Here is a 15194-nt window from a genome sequence, read left to right as displayed (position 1 = left end):
TTGATTGTCCGGTTCCCTTCGAGCAGCATCCGACTGCATGCCGTCGAATCCGTTGAATCCCACCGGCGATATTCCCGACACCGGTATTCCCGAAGCCCTGGCCGCGCACCTGACCATGGCCGAACAACACCAGTGGCACCGCGCCTACCTGCGCCGGCACCCGGTGTCCCGGCGCAACTTCCTGCGCGGTTCGACGGCCGCCGCGGCGGTGGCGGCACTCGGCGGCTCACCATTTGCCAAGCGTGCCTATGCCGAGGACGCGCAGCTCGCCGTGGCGGGCCGCCATGTGGGTTTCGGCCCGGACGCCGCGAGCCAGTTGCGCTTCGGCGCGCAACTCTCACGCAATCCGCAGGGCGCCAAGGTCTTCCTCGATCACGGCCCCACCCCCGCCCTCGGCGGCACCCTGGAGGCCGAGGTACGGAACCTGGTGACCCAGATCCCGTCGAGCGACGGCGGCGTACTCGCGGCCGAGCAGTTCTATGTGCACGCGCCCGTCGACGGCCTGCCCGCCCGCCTCCCGCACTTCTACCGCTGGCGCACCTCCGACGGCTTCACCGGCGATATCCGTGCCGCGTCCACCGCCCTGCCCACGGCGCGGAGTGCCGTGCTGCCCTTCCGTTTCACCATGATGGGCGATCAGGGCACCGACGAAACCCCTACGCAGCCGCCGGGTCTCGCACCGGGCGATTACGACGACCGCTACTACAAACCCGACAACGACCCGGCCGCCCCGCACGCCACCAATGTGCTGCGCCGGATCGCCGACTGCCGACCGGATTTCCATGTCCTGGCGGGCGATATCGCCTACGCCGATCCGTCGGGGGCGGGTAGGAGCCCGCAGTTCGTCCCGTCCGGCGGCCACTCCGCGCGCGGCTTCGACAAGTTCAATCCCTATGTGTGGGACGCCTATCTGGGTGCGATCGAGCCGAGCGCCTCGGTCACCCCGTGGATGTTCGCCACCGGCAATCACGATATGGAAGCCGCCTACGACACCCACGGCTACGGCGGTCATCTCGCCCGCCTGGACCTGCCGGGCAACGGTCCCGCGGGCTGCCCGTCGGCGTACACCTTCACCTACGGCAATGTGGCGGTGCTGTCGCTGGACGCCAATGACATCTCCTACGAGATCAAGGCGAACACCGGCTATTCCGGTGGCGCCCAGAACAGTTGGGTGGAGCGCACGCTGGCCGCGCACCGCGCCGACGGCAATATCGATTTCATCGTCTGCTTCTTCCACCACTGCGCCTACTCGACCACCGATTCACATGCCAGCGACGGCGGTGTGCGCGACGCCTGGTGCGCGCTGTTCGACCGCTATCAGGTGGATCTGGTGCTGCAGGGCCACAATCATGTTTTCGAACGCACCGATCCGATTCGCGCGGGCAGTGCCACCCATGCCGCGGAGGACAATTCGGTCGTCTACCCGGAAACCGACGGCACCGTCTATTACACGGTGGGTGGCGGCGGCCGGCCCCGCTACGGTTTCCAGCCGGGTTCACCGGAGACGTACCGCGGCAACACGGTTGCCGACACCACCGTCCCCAACAGCTATGTATGGACACCGGACGGCGAGAAGCAGGACGAGGCGGCGCCGTGGTCCCGGGTCCGGTTCCGCAACTATTCGTTCCTCCGCGTGGATGTCCGCCCCGGATTCTTCGCCAGCGAAATGGATGTCGTGGCCGTGGACGAGTACGGCCGTGAATTCGACAAGCTGACGTATCGCCGGCAGGTCCGCTCGTAAGGTCCCGTCTTGACCACCGCTCCTCGGTACGGTCGAATTCTCCTCGCAGGAGAACATTTCCAGACCAAAGCAGTTAAGCGTCACCGCTTTACGCACCGAGGAGCACCAGTGCCCAGCGAGCAGTCCGCCGATACCTTCGACCTGTGGGACCAGGACGGCGACGGCCTCATCTCCGCCGACGATATCCTGGCCGGGATCACGGCTCTCGGCCTCGAAATCGACGCCGACGCGGTCCAGCGCCTGGTCGCCGCCGCCGACACCGACGGCGACTGGCTCGTCTCCCGTGAGGAGTTCGAAGCCGCCCGCGCCGACCACGATCCGGAGATCACCGATCCGGACGCCGCGTTCGACACCTTCGATATCGACCGCAACAACCTCATCGAACTCGACGAGCTGGAATCCCTGCTCCGCACCTGCCCGGGTCTCACCGACGAATCGGCCGAATCCCTGCTCGCCGCGGCGGATGTCGACGGGGACGGCTACCTGTCCCGCGCGGAGTTCGCGGCCCTGCTGGCCACGCTGGCCGAGTGACGGTGCTCCGCGCCCCGGTCAGGCCTCCAGCAGCCGGCGCTTGAGCACCTTGCCGGTGGGGTTGCGCGGCAGTTCGGTGAGGAAGACGACCTCGCGGGGGACCTTGTACCGCGCGAGGTTCGACTTCACGTACTCCTTGACCTCGATCTCGGTGCAGGTCGCGCCGTCGTGGATGACGACGAAAGCCTTGAGCCGGGCGCCGTATTGCTCGTCGTCGACGCCGAGCACGGCCGCCTCGCGCACGGCGGGGTGGGTGTAGAGCAGTTCCTCCACTTCGACCGGGAAGACGTTCTCACCACCCGACACGATCATGTCGTCATCGCGGCCGTCGATGAAAAGCCTGCCGGCACTGTCGAAATGGCCGACATCGCCGGAGGACATGAGCCCGCGGACGATCTCCTTGTGCCCACCGCCGGTGTACCCCTCGAACTGGATGATATTGCCGACGAAGATGCGCCCGGTCACGCCGGCCGGGACCGGCTGCCCCCGCTCGTCGATGATCTCCACTCGCGCGCCCAGCACCGGTCGCCCCACGCAGCCGGGTTCCACGGCCAGATCCTCGGGGGTGGCGATGGTGGCGTAGGCGACCTCGGTCGACCCGTACAGGTTGTAGACGACGGGCCCGAAGGCGGCGGTCACCTCGCGGCAGAGTTGCGCTCCCAGTTGGGATCCCGCCACGAAGACGATGCGCAGCGCCGACAGGTCCTTGCCGGTGAGCGCCTGCCCGCCCAGGTCCATCATGCGGTTGAGCATGACCGGCACGACGATCATGGTGGTGGCGTGATGCTCGGCGGCGCTGTCGATGGCCGCCTGCGGATCGAAGCGCCGGCGGACCACCAGGGTGGAGCCGAAGCCGAGCGCCAGCACGGCCATGGCGAAGCCGAGCGTATGGAACATGGGCGCGCAGCATTCGACCACGTCGTTCGTCCGGAACGGGACCTTCGACAGCAGACCACCCAGGGCCGCAAACGATTTCGGCTCCGCGCGGGGCGCGCCCTTCGGAGTGCCGGTGGTGCCGCTGGTGAGCAGGATGATCTTGGGTTCGGCGCCGGGCGCGGGCGGCGGCACCGGTGAGCCCGCGGCGATGAGCGACTCCAGGCTGTCGTCGCGCGGCTCCTCGGTCCAGGCCCGGTAGCTGCCGCGGCGCGGGGTCACCTCGTCGAGCATGTGCGCGTATTCGTCGTCGTAGACGAGCAGGTCGGTGCCCTCGCGGGTGGCCACGTCGCGGATCTGCGGGCCCGCGAAATCGGTGTTCAGCAGGATGATCCGGGCCCCGCACTTGGCGGCGGCGAAGGTGGCGTCCAGCAGGCCGCGGTGATTGCGGGCCAGAATGGCCACGCCCTCACGAGGTTTCAGTCCGCGCTCGCGCCAGGCATTGGCCAGCCGGTTGGAACGGTCGTCCAGTTCGGCGAAGGTCAGCGCACCGAGTTCGTCGATCAGGGCGGTGCGAGTCGGATAACGCGCGGCCGAAAGACGTAGTCCCGCGGCCAAGGTGCCGTAGCGCAGCAGGGCGGTGGCCGCGGCCAGCAGATTGGTCGGCGATTCCAGCCGCGCCAGCCCGGCCCCGGCGACCAGGCGAGCCGATTCGAGTTCGGTGTAGGCGCGCTCCCCCACCGAACGGATCAGTCCGAGCGTCATACATGCACCCCTTCTAGTCCCCGATGACCGCGGGGCCCTCGACCGCGTGGTGCGGGCCCCTCGAAGTCAACGGTAAGCGAAGCCGCGGGTGCGGTGGTTGACCGATTCCGCCACCCTCCCATGGCGCACGGGAGGATGGCGGTCTCTGTTCAGGACAGGGTGATGACCGTCAGCGAGCCGTCGGCGTGCTGGGCGCGCAGCCGCTTCTTGTCGAACTTGCCGACACTGGTCTTGGGCACTTCCTCGATGAAGGTCCAGTATTCGGGCAGTTGCCATTTGGCGAACTTGTCGGCCAGGAAGTCGCGCAGCTCTTCGGGTTTGGCGTCGGCGCCCTCGGCGAGCACGATCGCGACCAGTGGCCGCTCGTCCCACTTCGGGTCCGGGATGCCGATGACCGCGGCCTCGGCGACCGCCGGGTGGCCGACGATGGCGTTCTCCAGATCCACCGAGGAGATCCACTCGCCACCGGACTTGATGACGTCCTTGGACCGGTCCACCAGGGTCAGATAACCATTGGGGCTGATCTTGCCGACATCGCCGGTGCGCAACCAGCCGTCGTGGAACTTGTCGGCGTCGACCGCGCTGCCGGAGGGCGAGTAGTACGCGCCGGTGATCCAGGGGCCCTTGACCTCCAGCTCACCCCACGCGACACCGTCGTTCGGCTGGACGGTCCCGTCCTCGCCGACCAGTCGCGCCTGCACGCCCGCCGGGAAGCGGCCCTGCGTGTAGCGGTAGGCCCACTCGGCCTCGCCCTCCGCCTCGACCGGCGGGTGCGCCACCGAGCCCAGCGGGGACGTCTCGGTCATGCCCCACGCGTGCAGCAGCTTGACGCCGTACTGCTCCTGGAAGGCGCGCATCATGGCCGGCGGTACCGCCGAGCCGCCCACCACGCAGGTGCGCAGGTGCGTGATGTCCTGCGGGTTGGCTTGCAGGCCGGCGAGGACGCCACCCCAGATGGTCGGCACGGCCGCGGCGAAGGTCGGCTTCTGGTCGGCCATCATCTGCAGCAGCGGCGCGGGCTGCAGGAAGCGGTCGGGCATGAGCACATTCGCGCCGGACATGAGGGTGGCGTACGGGATGCCCCAGGCGTTCGCGTGGAACAGCGGCACGATGGCCAGCACATTGTCGCGGGCCGTGAAGCCCATGCCGTTGGGTGAGATCACCTGCATGGCGTGCAGCCAGTTGGAGCGGTGCGAGTAGACGACGCCCTTGGGGTCGCCGGTGGTGCCGGAGGTGTAACACATGCCGGCGGCGGACCGCTCGTCGATGATCGGGTAGTCGTAGGTGTCCGGCTGCCCGGCGAGCAGTTCCGCGTAGGAGTGCACGGTGACGCCCTCGGGCGCGGTGAGCGCGCTCGCATCGCCATTGGCCACGATGACGTGGCGGACGGTCTTCATGCCGGGCAGGTACTGGGCGAACATGGGCAGCAGCGAGCCGTCCACGATGACCACCCGGTCCTCGGCGTGATTGGCCACGAACACCAGTTGCTCGGGGAACAAGCGAATGTTCAGCGCATGCAATACCGCACCCATCGCGGGCACCGCGATGTACGCGACCATGTGCTCGTTGTTGTTCCACATGAACGTGCCGACCCGATCACCCACCCGGATACCCAGGCCCTGCAGCGCATTGGCGAGCCGGGCGGCATCCTGTCCGACCTCGCGGTAGGTCTGCGTGCGGACCCCGTCACCGGTCCAGGTGGAGACGTGGCTGTCGCCCTGGAAGGTCGACGCGTAGCGCAGCAGCGTCGCCAATGACAGCTGCTCGTCCTGCATGGTGCTCAACATTTCCCAACCGCTCCTCGCCAAGTGCCATCTGAAGAGTGAACTGAGTCACTAGCCCGCAGGATAGCCGAAATCGGACACAAAGAGCTGCGGGCGGCGAACCCCACATTCGCCGCCCGCAGCTTTGTCGGCCGGCCCGCCACCGCCCAACACGACGACCGGCCGACCCGGAGGTCCTGATCTGCGACGACGCGCTGATGACGCCCCCTGCGGCGCCACAGAAACAGCCAATCACCAACCAGGACAAGCAAATTGGAGCAATATCTTCCGTGAATATATGCAGGCCGATGGCGAACTGTCCAGTCGAGGACATCGTCGCAGGTCACCACGGTGGCCGAAAATACCGATTCACTGACCGGGTATGTCTTCGCCACCAGCGGTGATAGCTCTACCGTTCAGGTATGCAGCGAGAACCGTCCATCCTCATCATCGGCGCCGGGTTCGCCGGGCTCGGCATGGCGCTGGAACTGATGCGCAACCGGATCGGCAACTTCACCATCCTGGAGCGGGCCGCCGATCTGGGCGGCGTATGGCGGGAGAACACCTACCCGGGCGCGGCCTGTGACGTGCCGTCACCGCTGTACTCGTGGTCGTTCGAGCCGAAATCCGATTGGCCGCGCCGGTTCTCGCATCAGGCCGATATTCACGAGTACATGCGCACGGTCGCCGAGAAATACGACCTGACGTCCCGGATCGAGTTCGGGGTGGAGGTCACCGACGCGGAATTCGATGAGCAGTCCGGGATCTGGCGGGTGCACACCTCGGACGGGGTCACCCATATCGCGGATATCCTCATTCCCGCGGTGGGCCAGCTGTCGCGGCCGGCGCTGCCCAATCTGCCGGGCATCGACACCTTCACGGGCGCGGCCTTCCATTCGGCGGAATGGGATCACTCGGTGGATCTCACGGGTAAGCGGGTGGCCTGCATCGGCACGGGAGCCAGTGCGATCCAATACATTCCGGCGATTCAGCCGAAGGTCGAGCACCTCACGCTGTTCCAGCGTTCCGCCGCGTGGGTGCTGCCCAAGTTCGATACCGAATACAGTCCGCTGCATCACGCGCTGTTCAAGTACGTGCCGGTGACGCAGTTGGCGGAGCGGTTCGCAATCTGGAGCTTCTTCGAAGTACTCGCCTTGGCGCTCACCGATATTCCGGCCATGAAAGCTCCGGTGATCGCCATTGCCGATCGGCATCGGCGCGATCAGGTGCCGGATGAGGCGTTGCGCGCCAAGCTGACTCCCGATTATGCGGCCGGATGCAAACGCGGGCTGTTCTCCAATGAGTACTTCCCGGCGCTGGGGCAGTCGAATGTGAGTGTGGAGACGACGGCCATAGAGTCGGTGACGCCCAAGGGGATTCGCACCGCCGACGGCGTCGAGCACGCGGTGGATGTGATCGTCTACGGCACGGGCTTCAAGGGCACGGAATTCCTTGCGCCCATGAACATCTACGGCATCGACGGGCGCAAGCTGGCCGACGAATGGTCGCCGCAGGGTGCGCGCGCTTATCTGGGCATGTCGGTGCCCGGGTTCCCGAATCTGTTCATGATGTACGGGCCGAACACCAATGTGGGGTCCGGGTCGATCATCTACATGCTGGAGTCGCAGTCCCGGTACATCCGGCAGGTGGTGCGGTATCTGACCGGTAAGCCGGGGCAGTTCCTGTCCGCCCGGCCGGAGGTCGAGCAGGGCTGGGACGACTGGCTGCAGCGGCGGCTGCAGGACACGCCCTGGAACTTCTGCTCCAGCTGGTATCGGAACGCGTCCGGCCGGATCACCAATAACTGGCCCGGCGCGACGGTGCTGTTCCGTTGGAAGACAAGCCGGTTCACGCCGAAGGACTTCGACGAGCGGCGGGCCGCCCGGCGTTGAGCGGGTGCGGGCGGGGTGGCGCGGCCGCGCGCACGGCTCCTTGACTGCGCGCTGCAACTGTCTGAGACTGTGTTCATCTCGACGCTAGATTGTCTGAGACACAGGCGACAGCGTCGAGGATTATCCGATCCCTTCGGAGGTCTCAATGACGCTGACCACCGCCGGCATCCCGGTCGAAACCCTGTCCGAGCGCACCTCGCGCTGGGCCCGCGAATGCCTGGAGTGGGCCAAGGTCCCCTTCCTGCCGACGGGCCAGCGCGTCGGCCGGGTCTACGACATCGTCGGCCCGCAGAACCTGTTCGGCGAGGATTCCCTCTTCATCAACCTCGGTTACTGGCACGACGCACCCGAAAGCCTGGACGAGGCCAGCCGCGACCTGGCCCGGCTGGTCGCCCGGGAAGCCGGACTCGGACCCGACGACATCCAGCTCGACGTCGGATTCGGTTACGGCGACCAGGATTTCCTGTGGGCCCGCGAATACGGGCCCAAGGAGATCATCGGCATGAACATCGCCACCGAGCAGATCGATATCGCCGCCCGGCGGGCCGCCGAACTCGGGCTGTCCGACCGCATTCGCTTCGAATACGGTTCCGCCATCGATCTGCCGCGCGCCGACGCCTCCTGCACCAAGGTGACGGCCCTCGAATCGGCCTTCCACTTCCCTTCGCGCGCACAGTTCTTCGCCGAAGCGCACCGGGTCCTCCAGCCCGGCGGCAAACTGGTGACCGCCGATATCACGGTGCGCCGCAATGCGATCACCGAACCCATGCTGCGCGTACAGGACCGCGTCGAGGCACGCCAGCAACCGAGCGACCGCATCGAACGCGACGTCCTCGACCTCGGCCGCTACCGAAAGGCCCTGCAAGCGGCCGGCTTCGACCAGGTGAACGTCTACTCCATCCGCCGCGACGTCTACTTCCCCCTGGCCCGCTTCCTCGGCAAGCGCCTCCGCGATCCCGACATGCACCGCGTCAACCCGGTCCTCCGCGCCACCTTCAGCCGCCCCGGCCTGCTCGTATGGGGCCCGTGGGCCGACTACATCATCGCGGTGGGCACCAAGAATTAAGTCATAAACCGGATCTATGACGGCATAGGTTGCCGCGGTCTACCCGGTCGGCCGCGGCACGGGCACGCTCGAAGCTGAACCCGTTGGCCAGAGGTCGAACAGACCATCGCCGACCAGCGGCCGAAAGGAGCGATCATGACCCGCCAGCGCCGCCGCCCCACCTTCCCCGAATGGCTGGGCTACACCGTAGGCCGCCCCCTGCCCGCCGACCTGCACACCTGGGTCCTGCACGACCTGACCGGAAAACACGCCTACACAAGGCATCTCATCCGAGGCATGTTCCCCTTCCTCCCCATCTTCGCCGCCTTCCTCCTCTTCTTCCCCGGCCCCTTCTGGATCCGAGCCGCCATGACCCTCCTCTCCCTGATCCTCGCCCTCTTCTACTGCGCCGCCTACATGGCCCCCAACCGCGCCCACCGCCTCCTCCAGCACGGCTTCCCCGAAGACCTCGACGCCCCCGGCATCCTCCACGCCACCCCCCGCGAACGCGCCCTCTACACCGCCAATCACCCCCACTGACACCCCCTCCCACCGCCCCGCCACCGCCCCCACCCACCCTGGAATGCAGCTCCCCACCCTCCCACCAGGTAGACTCCCCGACGTCCCGCCAGGCAGCACACCCCCCAGCCGCCGCCCAGCCCTCGTAGCTCAGGGGATAGAGCACCGCTCTCCTAAAGCGGGTGTCGCAGGTTCGAATCCTGCCGAGGGCACTTCGGGGAAGCCTCATTTCCGCAGGTCAGCCCTGTTCCCCAAATCGCACGGGACTCGGCACGAACACAAAACCCCAGGTCGCATGTCGTAGGTTCGCATCCTACGGGGGTTGCCGGCAGCTAGCACCCCAGCTCAGAGCACTCTTCTGGACAGCGGGGGGGCTATGCCGCACCGGATGCCTTCGTAACACGATCGAGCTTGGTCCCTGCCTTTGATCCGCTCTCCGCGGCGTGCCCAAGCTGTGTCAGCCCTGTCGCGGCTACCGTGAATTCAGTCCGTGGCATCGCATCCTCGACAGGAGATTCGGCATGGGAGCAAAGACTTCACTGCTCGCCTTCACGGACGGAGAGGTCACCGACATGCTCAAGGACGGTGGACATCCCGACGAAACCCGCACCGATCGACTCCTCGAACTGATCCATCCGAGCTCGAACTGGAATCGGCGGCCCGACGGCACATTGGCCGACACCTTCCCCCGCCCGCCGATTGTGTACGCATCGAGCAGGCCGGGACTCGATATCGTCTGCGACCTGGCAGTCTCCTTCACCCGCCCATCAACACTCCCCACCCACTGGATCGAGGCCAGCCAAGGGCGCAGACTGGTCACCCACTCGATGCACAGCACCGCCGACCGGCTCGCGTTCTCGGTATGGACCGACGGACAACTCGAACGATCACTCAGCCTTGGACCCGATGACGGCATCTACGAAAACATCGGGACACCAATGCCATTCGAGGCACCGTACTGGGCCGGCGAGCACCCGGTCGAGGTAGACGACAACTACCCACTCGACAGCTACCCCCTTCCGTTCCATCCACTCGAACTCGGCGAACACGCGCTCCGCGCACTGTTCGGATTCGTCCTGGAAGCGGTTCCCCGCCCCACCGACATCGACCCCACCCAGATCCCTATGCTCGGCTATGAAATCACCGACACCGCGGCACAGTAGAACGCCGAATTCGTGGTCGCCCTACATGACTGACTCAACCGCCAGCAACACGTCGACAGGAGGGCAGCATCCCGCAGAAGGGCAGTCTGTTGATGACCATCGCCCGCGTCGACGTCCTGCCGACACGACCGCAATGGATCTTCGTGACCGGCGCCACCTCCGATGACAACCCCATCTGGATAAACGAGACAGTGATTGTCCGAAGCGGAGGTGGAACGTCCAGCGGTCGTCCGATCGATCGAATTTCATTCACGGCCAGGGGAAACCACGATCGTGCTCGATTACGACCTGGAGGGAGGCCCTTGCTGTTCCCGGCGCAATCATCCTTCGTATTCCGGAAATCTGATGTAGCCCAGCCTCATTGGAGTCACAAGTATCTATCGGTCCTCGGGGTCAGACGTTCCATGGCGGGAAGTCCGCGGCAACGTCGAGGCCGTAGGGCAGCGCCCACCCCAGGAATGCGCCCGAAACGATCAGTTCACCTTCGGTGGTGAGCGCAGCGTCATCGATTCCTGGGCTGCGGCTGAGGGTGTTCAATACTCCCGTAAGCGGCAGTAGCAGATACTGGAGACGAACTGGGGCGTCAGTCGTCGGAGGCAACGACGAGTGTCATGACGCGGCTGGGTCGGTCGATGGCGACAAGTTCGTGAAAGCCATTGATAGCTCCGACAATCCAACCCCAGTCATGTTCGGCATCGTGGGTCAGATCGGGAAGTTCGAACACGACGCTATCTGTCAGTACCGGGTACACCCATCGGTTCAATTCGTCTTGCACAGCGACAGATACGGTCCCGCTGGCCCGGTCGGCCCACTGCTGTAGCAAGGTCTGGGCGGTTCCTGGGCTGAGGTGGTTGAAGCTGTCAGCGGATATGCGGTCGAGTAGGTAGGGCCCGTGCAGGCTGGGCGAGCTTTGGTCATCGGGACCACCGCCGGCATAGTTGTCGCGGTATTGCGGGTGGCGGACGAGCGCGGCGAGCAGCTCGGTGTCGGGCCGATCGGCAGTAATCCGGAACGCCTTCAGACTGACCCAGTGGTACGTGCCGGAATCCAGGTGAACCATCTGCTCGTGATCGAACGCGATCGGGTCATCCATTCTGCGAGCGTGCCATGGGTTCGCCCCTGGACCCCCGGGCGGGCTCCAACCAAATCGGAACGACCGGGCATCGGCATCCGACACGCGCAAAATTCGTGCGGGGCCAGGCGATCATCAGCGGCTCGCAGCTGAGGCTCGAACGCCCCGGTCGCGGCAGTTTCGGACGTTATGTTCCGGGTCGGTGATGTGAAGCGTCGCCGACTGGGATCTGGTGGTGGGGGCTTCTCGGCGTGTCGCCGCCATGAGATCCCACTCGTGGCAATCTCGCTTGTGGGAGGTGAGGATTCGGTCGGGGGGAGCTGGTGGGATCGCGAGTGTCGGATGTGATGGTGGTGGCGGGGCGTGGTGGCGGTGCTTGATCGATTGGCTGGTCCCTTCAAGACACGATCATCGGCAGTAGCGTGCGTTCAGCCAGCCTCGAATGGTCACTGTTGGTTGATCTTCCGCCGTGCCGCGCTGGCCGTTCCGGTCAGCGCGGCATGCGGCAGAAGCGGATGGTCTTAGCGGCAGCCGAGGTCGCCTGTCTGCCGTCGATGTTGTGTCGCACCCTCGCGCTACGCTTCGCGAGCCAATGAACTACTGGGGTGTGATCAGGAATGCATGTCGAAGTAGATGCTGCGATCGAAATTGCGAGGGCTGCAGCAGGATTCGAATGGAGCTGGACGGTTGCCGACTTGGAACCGTTCTGCCGGGCGCTGGGATGGCAGATGTCTCGGCGCGGAGAGAAGAGCGCCATCCTGATCACTGGTCTCGCCATTGACCGAGCAGAGGCGGTCGTCTTCCTCGATGGCAGCCGGATCCGAGAGATCCTTGTATGGGTCTCCGACATCGCGGACTCAGTTGACGCAGCCGTGGGTTCTGCCGTGGTTGGCGGCTTCGAAGCGATCCAAAGTCGCCTGGTCGAGGAGTTCGGACTGCCACCTCGAATGACCTTCGACGAAGAACCCAGTTCGGGTTGGGACCTTCCGAGAGTAGTCCTCATTATGTCCGCCACCCTGAGATCGCTGTGCGTAAGCTTGATAAATCCAGAATCGCAGCGTGCACGCGACGAACCCGTTGATGCGCCAGGAACCTGGGGCGCCAAGATCAGCTGATCCTCGCTACACGGGTTGCGAATTCTCTATCGGTCCGCGCCCCTCCCGAAAGACGACCGCCCAGATGTACTCAACTCGGCAGTTGCGGACGTTTGGAAGCGCTGGCGGCCAACCGGTTTGGACGGCCGACCAACACGCGGGTCGCGGCAGGAGCGGACGTTTCAGCCAACCCGCGCGTTCACCAACCACACTGACTGCCGTAGACGCCGTCGAACTTGCCGAACTACCTCGAGCAGCCGCGAAAACTGCGGCGACCGAGAATTGGCTCAGTACCCAACATCTCGGGAACCCGGGCGGATGATCCCTACTCCAGGGGCGTCCGGTGCGCTCTTGGAGGGCACAGCCTGAAACTCGGCCCTCGGCGCAGGATTCTCATCGACAGAGACATCGCGCGGGGAAACGCAGGTGCCCAGCTCAGGACTGTAGACCTGCTTATTCAGAGCATCGTCCATGGGACAGCTCTGCAATACCGGGGCACCCGCGCTATCACATACGTAGAACGAGTGGGCATCGTCCGGGTTCGGGAGAGAGTCGCCGTTCGAGTTGCATACGACAGGTCGCCAGCTGTCCAAGGTTGCCTGCTGCTGAGGGGTCAACTTAGCCATCATCTACTCCTACAAGTTGAAACGTTCCAAATGTGTTGTCCTACAGGCGATATACGTGCAACATTCCCTGACCGCCCTGTCACTTCCGCCGTTCTCACACGGGTACGTCAGCTCGGCCGACCTCGGGATCGTCACAGCCAGTTGATCTTCCGTCGCATCGCGTTGGCCGGTCCATTAGCGCGACATGTGGCATGAGCACGCATTCAGGACGGGTGCGGGAAGCCCTCTGTCATGTTATTCCGGCGTTTTCTTGGGAAAGCCGCAGTAGACCCGGTCTTTGTACTGGGGGTCGGTGTAGGCAACCGTTCCCTCGGTGCAACTCCTCTCCACCCATTCCCCGTGAATGCATTGCAAGAAGAGGGGGCTCGTTCCGTCGGGAAATTTCGTTTTGTATACGTCGCCGCGACAAGCTATCTCTGGTGGAGTCCACGTTTCGTCGTCTGGTGTAGTCATATCCGAGAGTCCCTCCTAGCGAGGTGTTCTCGATGATTGTCCCAGTGACAGTGCCAGTTCGTCGGATAGTTCGCAGACCGGCGTCCAAGCTGGACACGTCATCGCACGGTCTTCGGCATTACCGCGCGTTGAAACGTCATGTAGTCAAAAGGGTATGGCCGGTGGCTTGCCTCGTGTTCTGTTGGCGGTTCGTCGGGCCGGGGCGATCGTGAGGCATGAGTACCTCCTCCGATCTGGACGTGTCCTTCGCCGGTGACGATCTCGTGCTCCGACTCGCCGCGCTGGCCTACCTGGCGCAGTTCTCCGTCGGCTCGCGCGTGCACACCAAATCCGACCTGCGCCTGTACTTCTGCTGGTGCGCCACCCAGCAGCTCGCCCCGCTGACGGTGACCCGCACCGAGATCGAACGCTACCTGCGATGGATGCAAGACATCCGCCGCTTCAAACCCGCCACCGTCGCACGCCGCCTGGCAGTCGTGGCCGGGTTCTACCGCACCTGCGTCATCGACGGCGTCCTCGAACACTCACCCGCCGAATACGTCCGCCGACCACGCGTATCGAACGAGTCACCGACACTAGGCCTTTCACACCTACAGTTCGAAGCCCTGCTCTGCGCAGCCCGCGACTCCGACAACCTGCCCGACTTCGCCCTCGTCACCATGCTCGGGCTCCTCGGCCTACGCATCAGCGAAGCGTGCCGCTGCGATGTCACCGACCTCGGCGAAGAACACGGCCACCGGGTCCTGCACACCATCGGCAAGGGCTCCAAGAGCGCACTGATTCCGTTACCACCCGCGGTGGGACGCGCGATCGACCGCGCCGTCGACGGCCGCCTTCATGGGCCGATACTGCTCAACCTGCGCGGTCGACGCATGGACCGCCACTGCGCCACCCGCCGCCTTCGGCGCCTGGCCGAGGTATCGGTGGTGCAGCTGCCGCGCATACACCCGCACATGCTGCGCCACACCTTCGTCACCACCATGCTCGACGCCGGCGTCGACCTCCACGATGTTCAGATCGCCGCACGCCACGCCGACCCGCGCACCACCATGCGCTACGACCGCGCACGCACCAACCTCGACTGACACCCCAACTACATCCTCGCCGCCTACATGGCCTCAGCCACATGACGTTTCAACGCGCGGTAATGCCGAATTGAGGATGGGTCCGAGTGAGTGCTCCGAGCTTGGAAGCCACTTTAGGGATCAGCATGTGTGGTTGGGAGATCCGTGCTGAGAGATGCGTGTGGAGGCAGGCGACTGATGCCCTGCGGCGGTCCGGCAGCCAGTCGGGCGTTGGGTGCAGATCGGTCACGAACTCGACGACCGCGCCAACGCCGAAGAGTATGGCCAACAGCACCATACAGATACCAGCAGAGCAGGCGACGAACACCGCGACGCGGATACCGGTTCGCGCATCGATGGTCTCACTCCCTCTTTACGCGCTGCGATACGAACCCATTTCGCGCAGGATGTTGGCGAACAGCTGCTCCTGCACAGTGATTCGAGCCACACTCCGTTATCCGACGTTGATCTAGTGGTGTCGGATCCGATACGAAGTATCGACGTAGTTATGTGGGCATTCGGTTCATTTCGGATCGATGCCGGGGATGTGGAGGAAATTCATGAAGCGTCGGGTTCTTTCTGCTGGTCTGCTG

Annotated in this window: 14 protein-coding genes and 1 tRNA gene; 10 read left to right on the top strand and 5 right to left on the bottom strand. The window is 65.0% G+C overall.

Features of this window, described 5'->3' with window-relative positions; all coding sequences use genetic code 11:
* Positions 1 to 37: 37 nt before the first annotated feature.
* Together ACIP5Y_RS42615 and ACIP5Y_RS42610 are read left to right on the top strand one after the other, a co-directional pair.
* A complete protein-coding gene (locus tag ACIP5Y_RS42615) occupies positions 38 to 1741 on the top strand; it encodes a metallophosphoesterase (protein ID WP_400359053.1) in 1704 nt (567 codons plus the stop codon).
* Positions 1742 to 1849: 108 nt separating this feature from the next.
* Positions 1850 to 2272, top strand: a complete 423-nt coding sequence (locus tag ACIP5Y_RS42610) for an EF-hand domain-containing protein (protein ID WP_397006246.1) — start codon at positions 1850 to 1852, stop codon at positions 2270 to 2272.
* 18 nt (positions 2273 to 2290) lie between these two features.
* Here the strand turns inward: ACIP5Y_RS42610 and ACIP5Y_RS42605 are convergent, their stop codons facing one another.
* Both ACIP5Y_RS42605 and ACIP5Y_RS42600 read right to left on the bottom strand, forming a co-directional pair.
* Entirely contained in the window at positions 2291 to 3910 is a 1620-nt protein-coding gene (locus ACIP5Y_RS42605) for an acyl-CoA synthetase (RefSeq protein ID WP_400359051.1), read from the bottom strand.
* Between the two features lie 149 nt (positions 3911 to 4059).
* Positions 4060 to 5697: a long-chain fatty acid--CoA ligase gene (locus tag ACIP5Y_RS42600; RefSeq protein ID WP_400359049.1), complete on the bottom strand. Its 1638-nt coding sequence runs from the start codon at positions 5695 to 5697 to the stop codon at positions 4060 to 4062.
* Positions 5698 to 6095: 398 nt separating this feature from the next.
* Between ACIP5Y_RS42600 and ACIP5Y_RS42595 the strand changes: the two genes are divergently transcribed.
* The 5 genes from ACIP5Y_RS42595 (at position 6096) to ACIP5Y_RS42575 (ending at position 10292) form a co-directional block, all read left to right on the top strand.
* Positions 6096 to 7565 (top strand): flavin-containing monooxygenase, encoded by a 1470-nt coding sequence (locus tag ACIP5Y_RS42595; protein WP_400359047.1) that lies wholly within the window; start codon positions 6096 to 6098, stop codon positions 7563 to 7565.
* Positions 7566 to 7710: 145 nt separating this feature from the next.
* Positions 7711 to 8631: an SAM-dependent methyltransferase gene (locus ACIP5Y_RS42590; RefSeq protein WP_400359045.1), complete on the top strand. Its 921-nt coding sequence runs from the start codon at positions 7711 to 7713 to the stop codon at positions 8629 to 8631.
* A gap of 135 nt (positions 8632 to 8766) precedes the next feature.
* The gene (locus tag ACIP5Y_RS42585; protein WP_400359043.1) at positions 8767 to 9150 is read left to right on the top strand and encodes a DUF5313 family protein; all 384 of its coding nucleotides are present in this window, start codon (positions 8767 to 8769) and stop codon (positions 9148 to 9150) included.
* 118 nt (positions 9151 to 9268) lie between these two features.
* Positions 9269 to 9341: transfer RNA gene (locus ACIP5Y_RS42580), tRNA-Arg, on the top strand.
* A gap of 309 nt (positions 9342 to 9650) precedes the next feature.
* On the top strand, positions 9651 to 10292 hold the full coding sequence (locus tag ACIP5Y_RS42575; RefSeq protein ID WP_400359042.1) for a DUF6928 family protein: 642 nt from the start codon (positions 9651 to 9653) through the stop codon (positions 10290 to 10292).
* 393 nt (positions 10293 to 10685) lie between these two features.
* On the opposite strand, the gene ACIP5Y_RS42570 is transcribed toward ACIP5Y_RS42575, so the two are convergent.
* Both ACIP5Y_RS42570 and ACIP5Y_RS42565 read right to left on the bottom strand, forming a co-directional pair.
* Positions 10686 to 10829, bottom strand: coding sequence for a hypothetical protein (locus ACIP5Y_RS42570; RefSeq protein WP_400359040.1), 144 nt, complete (start codon positions 10827 to 10829; stop codon positions 10686 to 10688).
* Positions 10830 to 10875: 46 nt separating this feature from the next.
* Positions 10876 to 11385, bottom strand: coding sequence for a hypothetical protein (locus ACIP5Y_RS42565; protein ID WP_400359038.1), 510 nt, complete (start codon positions 11383 to 11385; stop codon positions 10876 to 10878).
* A 596-nt stretch (positions 11386 to 11981) separates the two neighbouring features.
* Here ACIP5Y_RS42565 and ACIP5Y_RS42560 point away from each other — a divergent pair.
* Complete coding sequence (locus ACIP5Y_RS42560; protein ID WP_400359036.1) at positions 11982 to 12479, top strand: DUF6301 family protein; 498 nt, start codon at positions 11982 to 11984, stop codon at positions 12477 to 12479.
* Positions 12480 to 12745: 266 nt separating this feature from the next.
* Here the strand turns inward: ACIP5Y_RS42560 and ACIP5Y_RS42555 are convergent, their stop codons facing one another.
* Positions 12746 to 13084 (bottom strand): chitin-binding domain-containing protein, encoded by a 339-nt coding sequence (locus ACIP5Y_RS42555; RefSeq protein WP_400349036.1) that lies wholly within the window; start codon positions 13082 to 13084, stop codon positions 12746 to 12748.
* Positions 13085 to 13752: 668 nt separating this feature from the next.
* Between ACIP5Y_RS42555 and ACIP5Y_RS42550 the strand changes: the two genes are divergently transcribed.
* Complete coding sequence (locus ACIP5Y_RS42550) at positions 13753 to 14622, top strand: tyrosine-type recombinase/integrase (protein WP_400359034.1); 870 nt, start codon at positions 13753 to 13755, stop codon at positions 14620 to 14622.
* Between the two features lie 214 nt (positions 14623 to 14836).
* The coding region (locus ACIP5Y_RS42545; protein WP_400359032.1) for a hypothetical protein at positions 14837 to 15194 on the top strand (358 nt) is incomplete at its 3' end.

Source organism: Nocardia sp. NPDC088792, assembly GCF_044750615.1.
Lineage (GTDB): Bacteria > Actinomycetota > Actinomycetes > Mycobacteriales > Mycobacteriaceae > Nocardia.
The sequence above is the reverse complement of the archived record's forward strand: the minus strand, read 5'-3'. Positions and strand labels throughout refer to the sequence as shown.

Coding starts and splice junctions, on each gene's coding strand:
- ACIP5Y_RS42615 (WP_400359053.1), top strand. CDS start 38: ATGCCGTCGAATCCGTTGAATCCCACCGGCGATATTCCCGACACCGGT.
- ACIP5Y_RS42605 (WP_400359051.1), bottom strand. CDS start 3,910: ATGACGCTCGGACTGATCCGTTCGGTGGGGGAGCGCGCCTACACCGAA.
- ACIP5Y_RS42600 (WP_400359049.1), bottom strand. CDS start 5,697: ATGTTGAGCACCATGCAGGACGAGCAGCTGTCATTGGCGACGCTGCTG.
- ACIP5Y_RS42595 (WP_400359047.1), top strand. CDS start 6,096: ATGCAGCGAGAACCGTCCATCCTCATCATCGGCGCCGGGTTCGCCGGG.
- ACIP5Y_RS42590 (WP_400359045.1), top strand. CDS start 7,711: ATGACGCTGACCACCGCCGGCATCCCGGTCGAAACCCTGTCCGAGCGC.
- ACIP5Y_RS42585 (WP_400359043.1), top strand. CDS start 8,767: ATGACCCGCCAGCGCCGCCGCCCCACCTTCCCCGAATGGCTGGGCTAC.
- ACIP5Y_RS42575 (WP_400359042.1), top strand. CDS start 9,651: ATGGGAGCAAAGACTTCACTGCTCGCCTTCACGGACGGAGAGGTCACC.
- ACIP5Y_RS42565 (WP_400359038.1), bottom strand. CDS start 11,385: ATGGATGACCCGATCGCGTTCGATCACGAGCAGATGGTTCACCTGGAT.
- ACIP5Y_RS42560 (WP_400359036.1), top strand. CDS start 11,982: ATGCATGTCGAAGTAGATGCTGCGATCGAAATTGCGAGGGCTGCAGCA.
- ACIP5Y_RS42555 (WP_400349036.1), bottom strand. CDS start 13,084: ATGGCTAAGTTGACCCCTCAGCAGCAGGCAACCTTGGACAGCTGGCGA.
- ACIP5Y_RS42550 (WP_400359034.1), top strand. CDS start 13,753: ATGAGTACCTCCTCCGATCTGGACGTGTCCTTCGCCGGTGACGATCTC.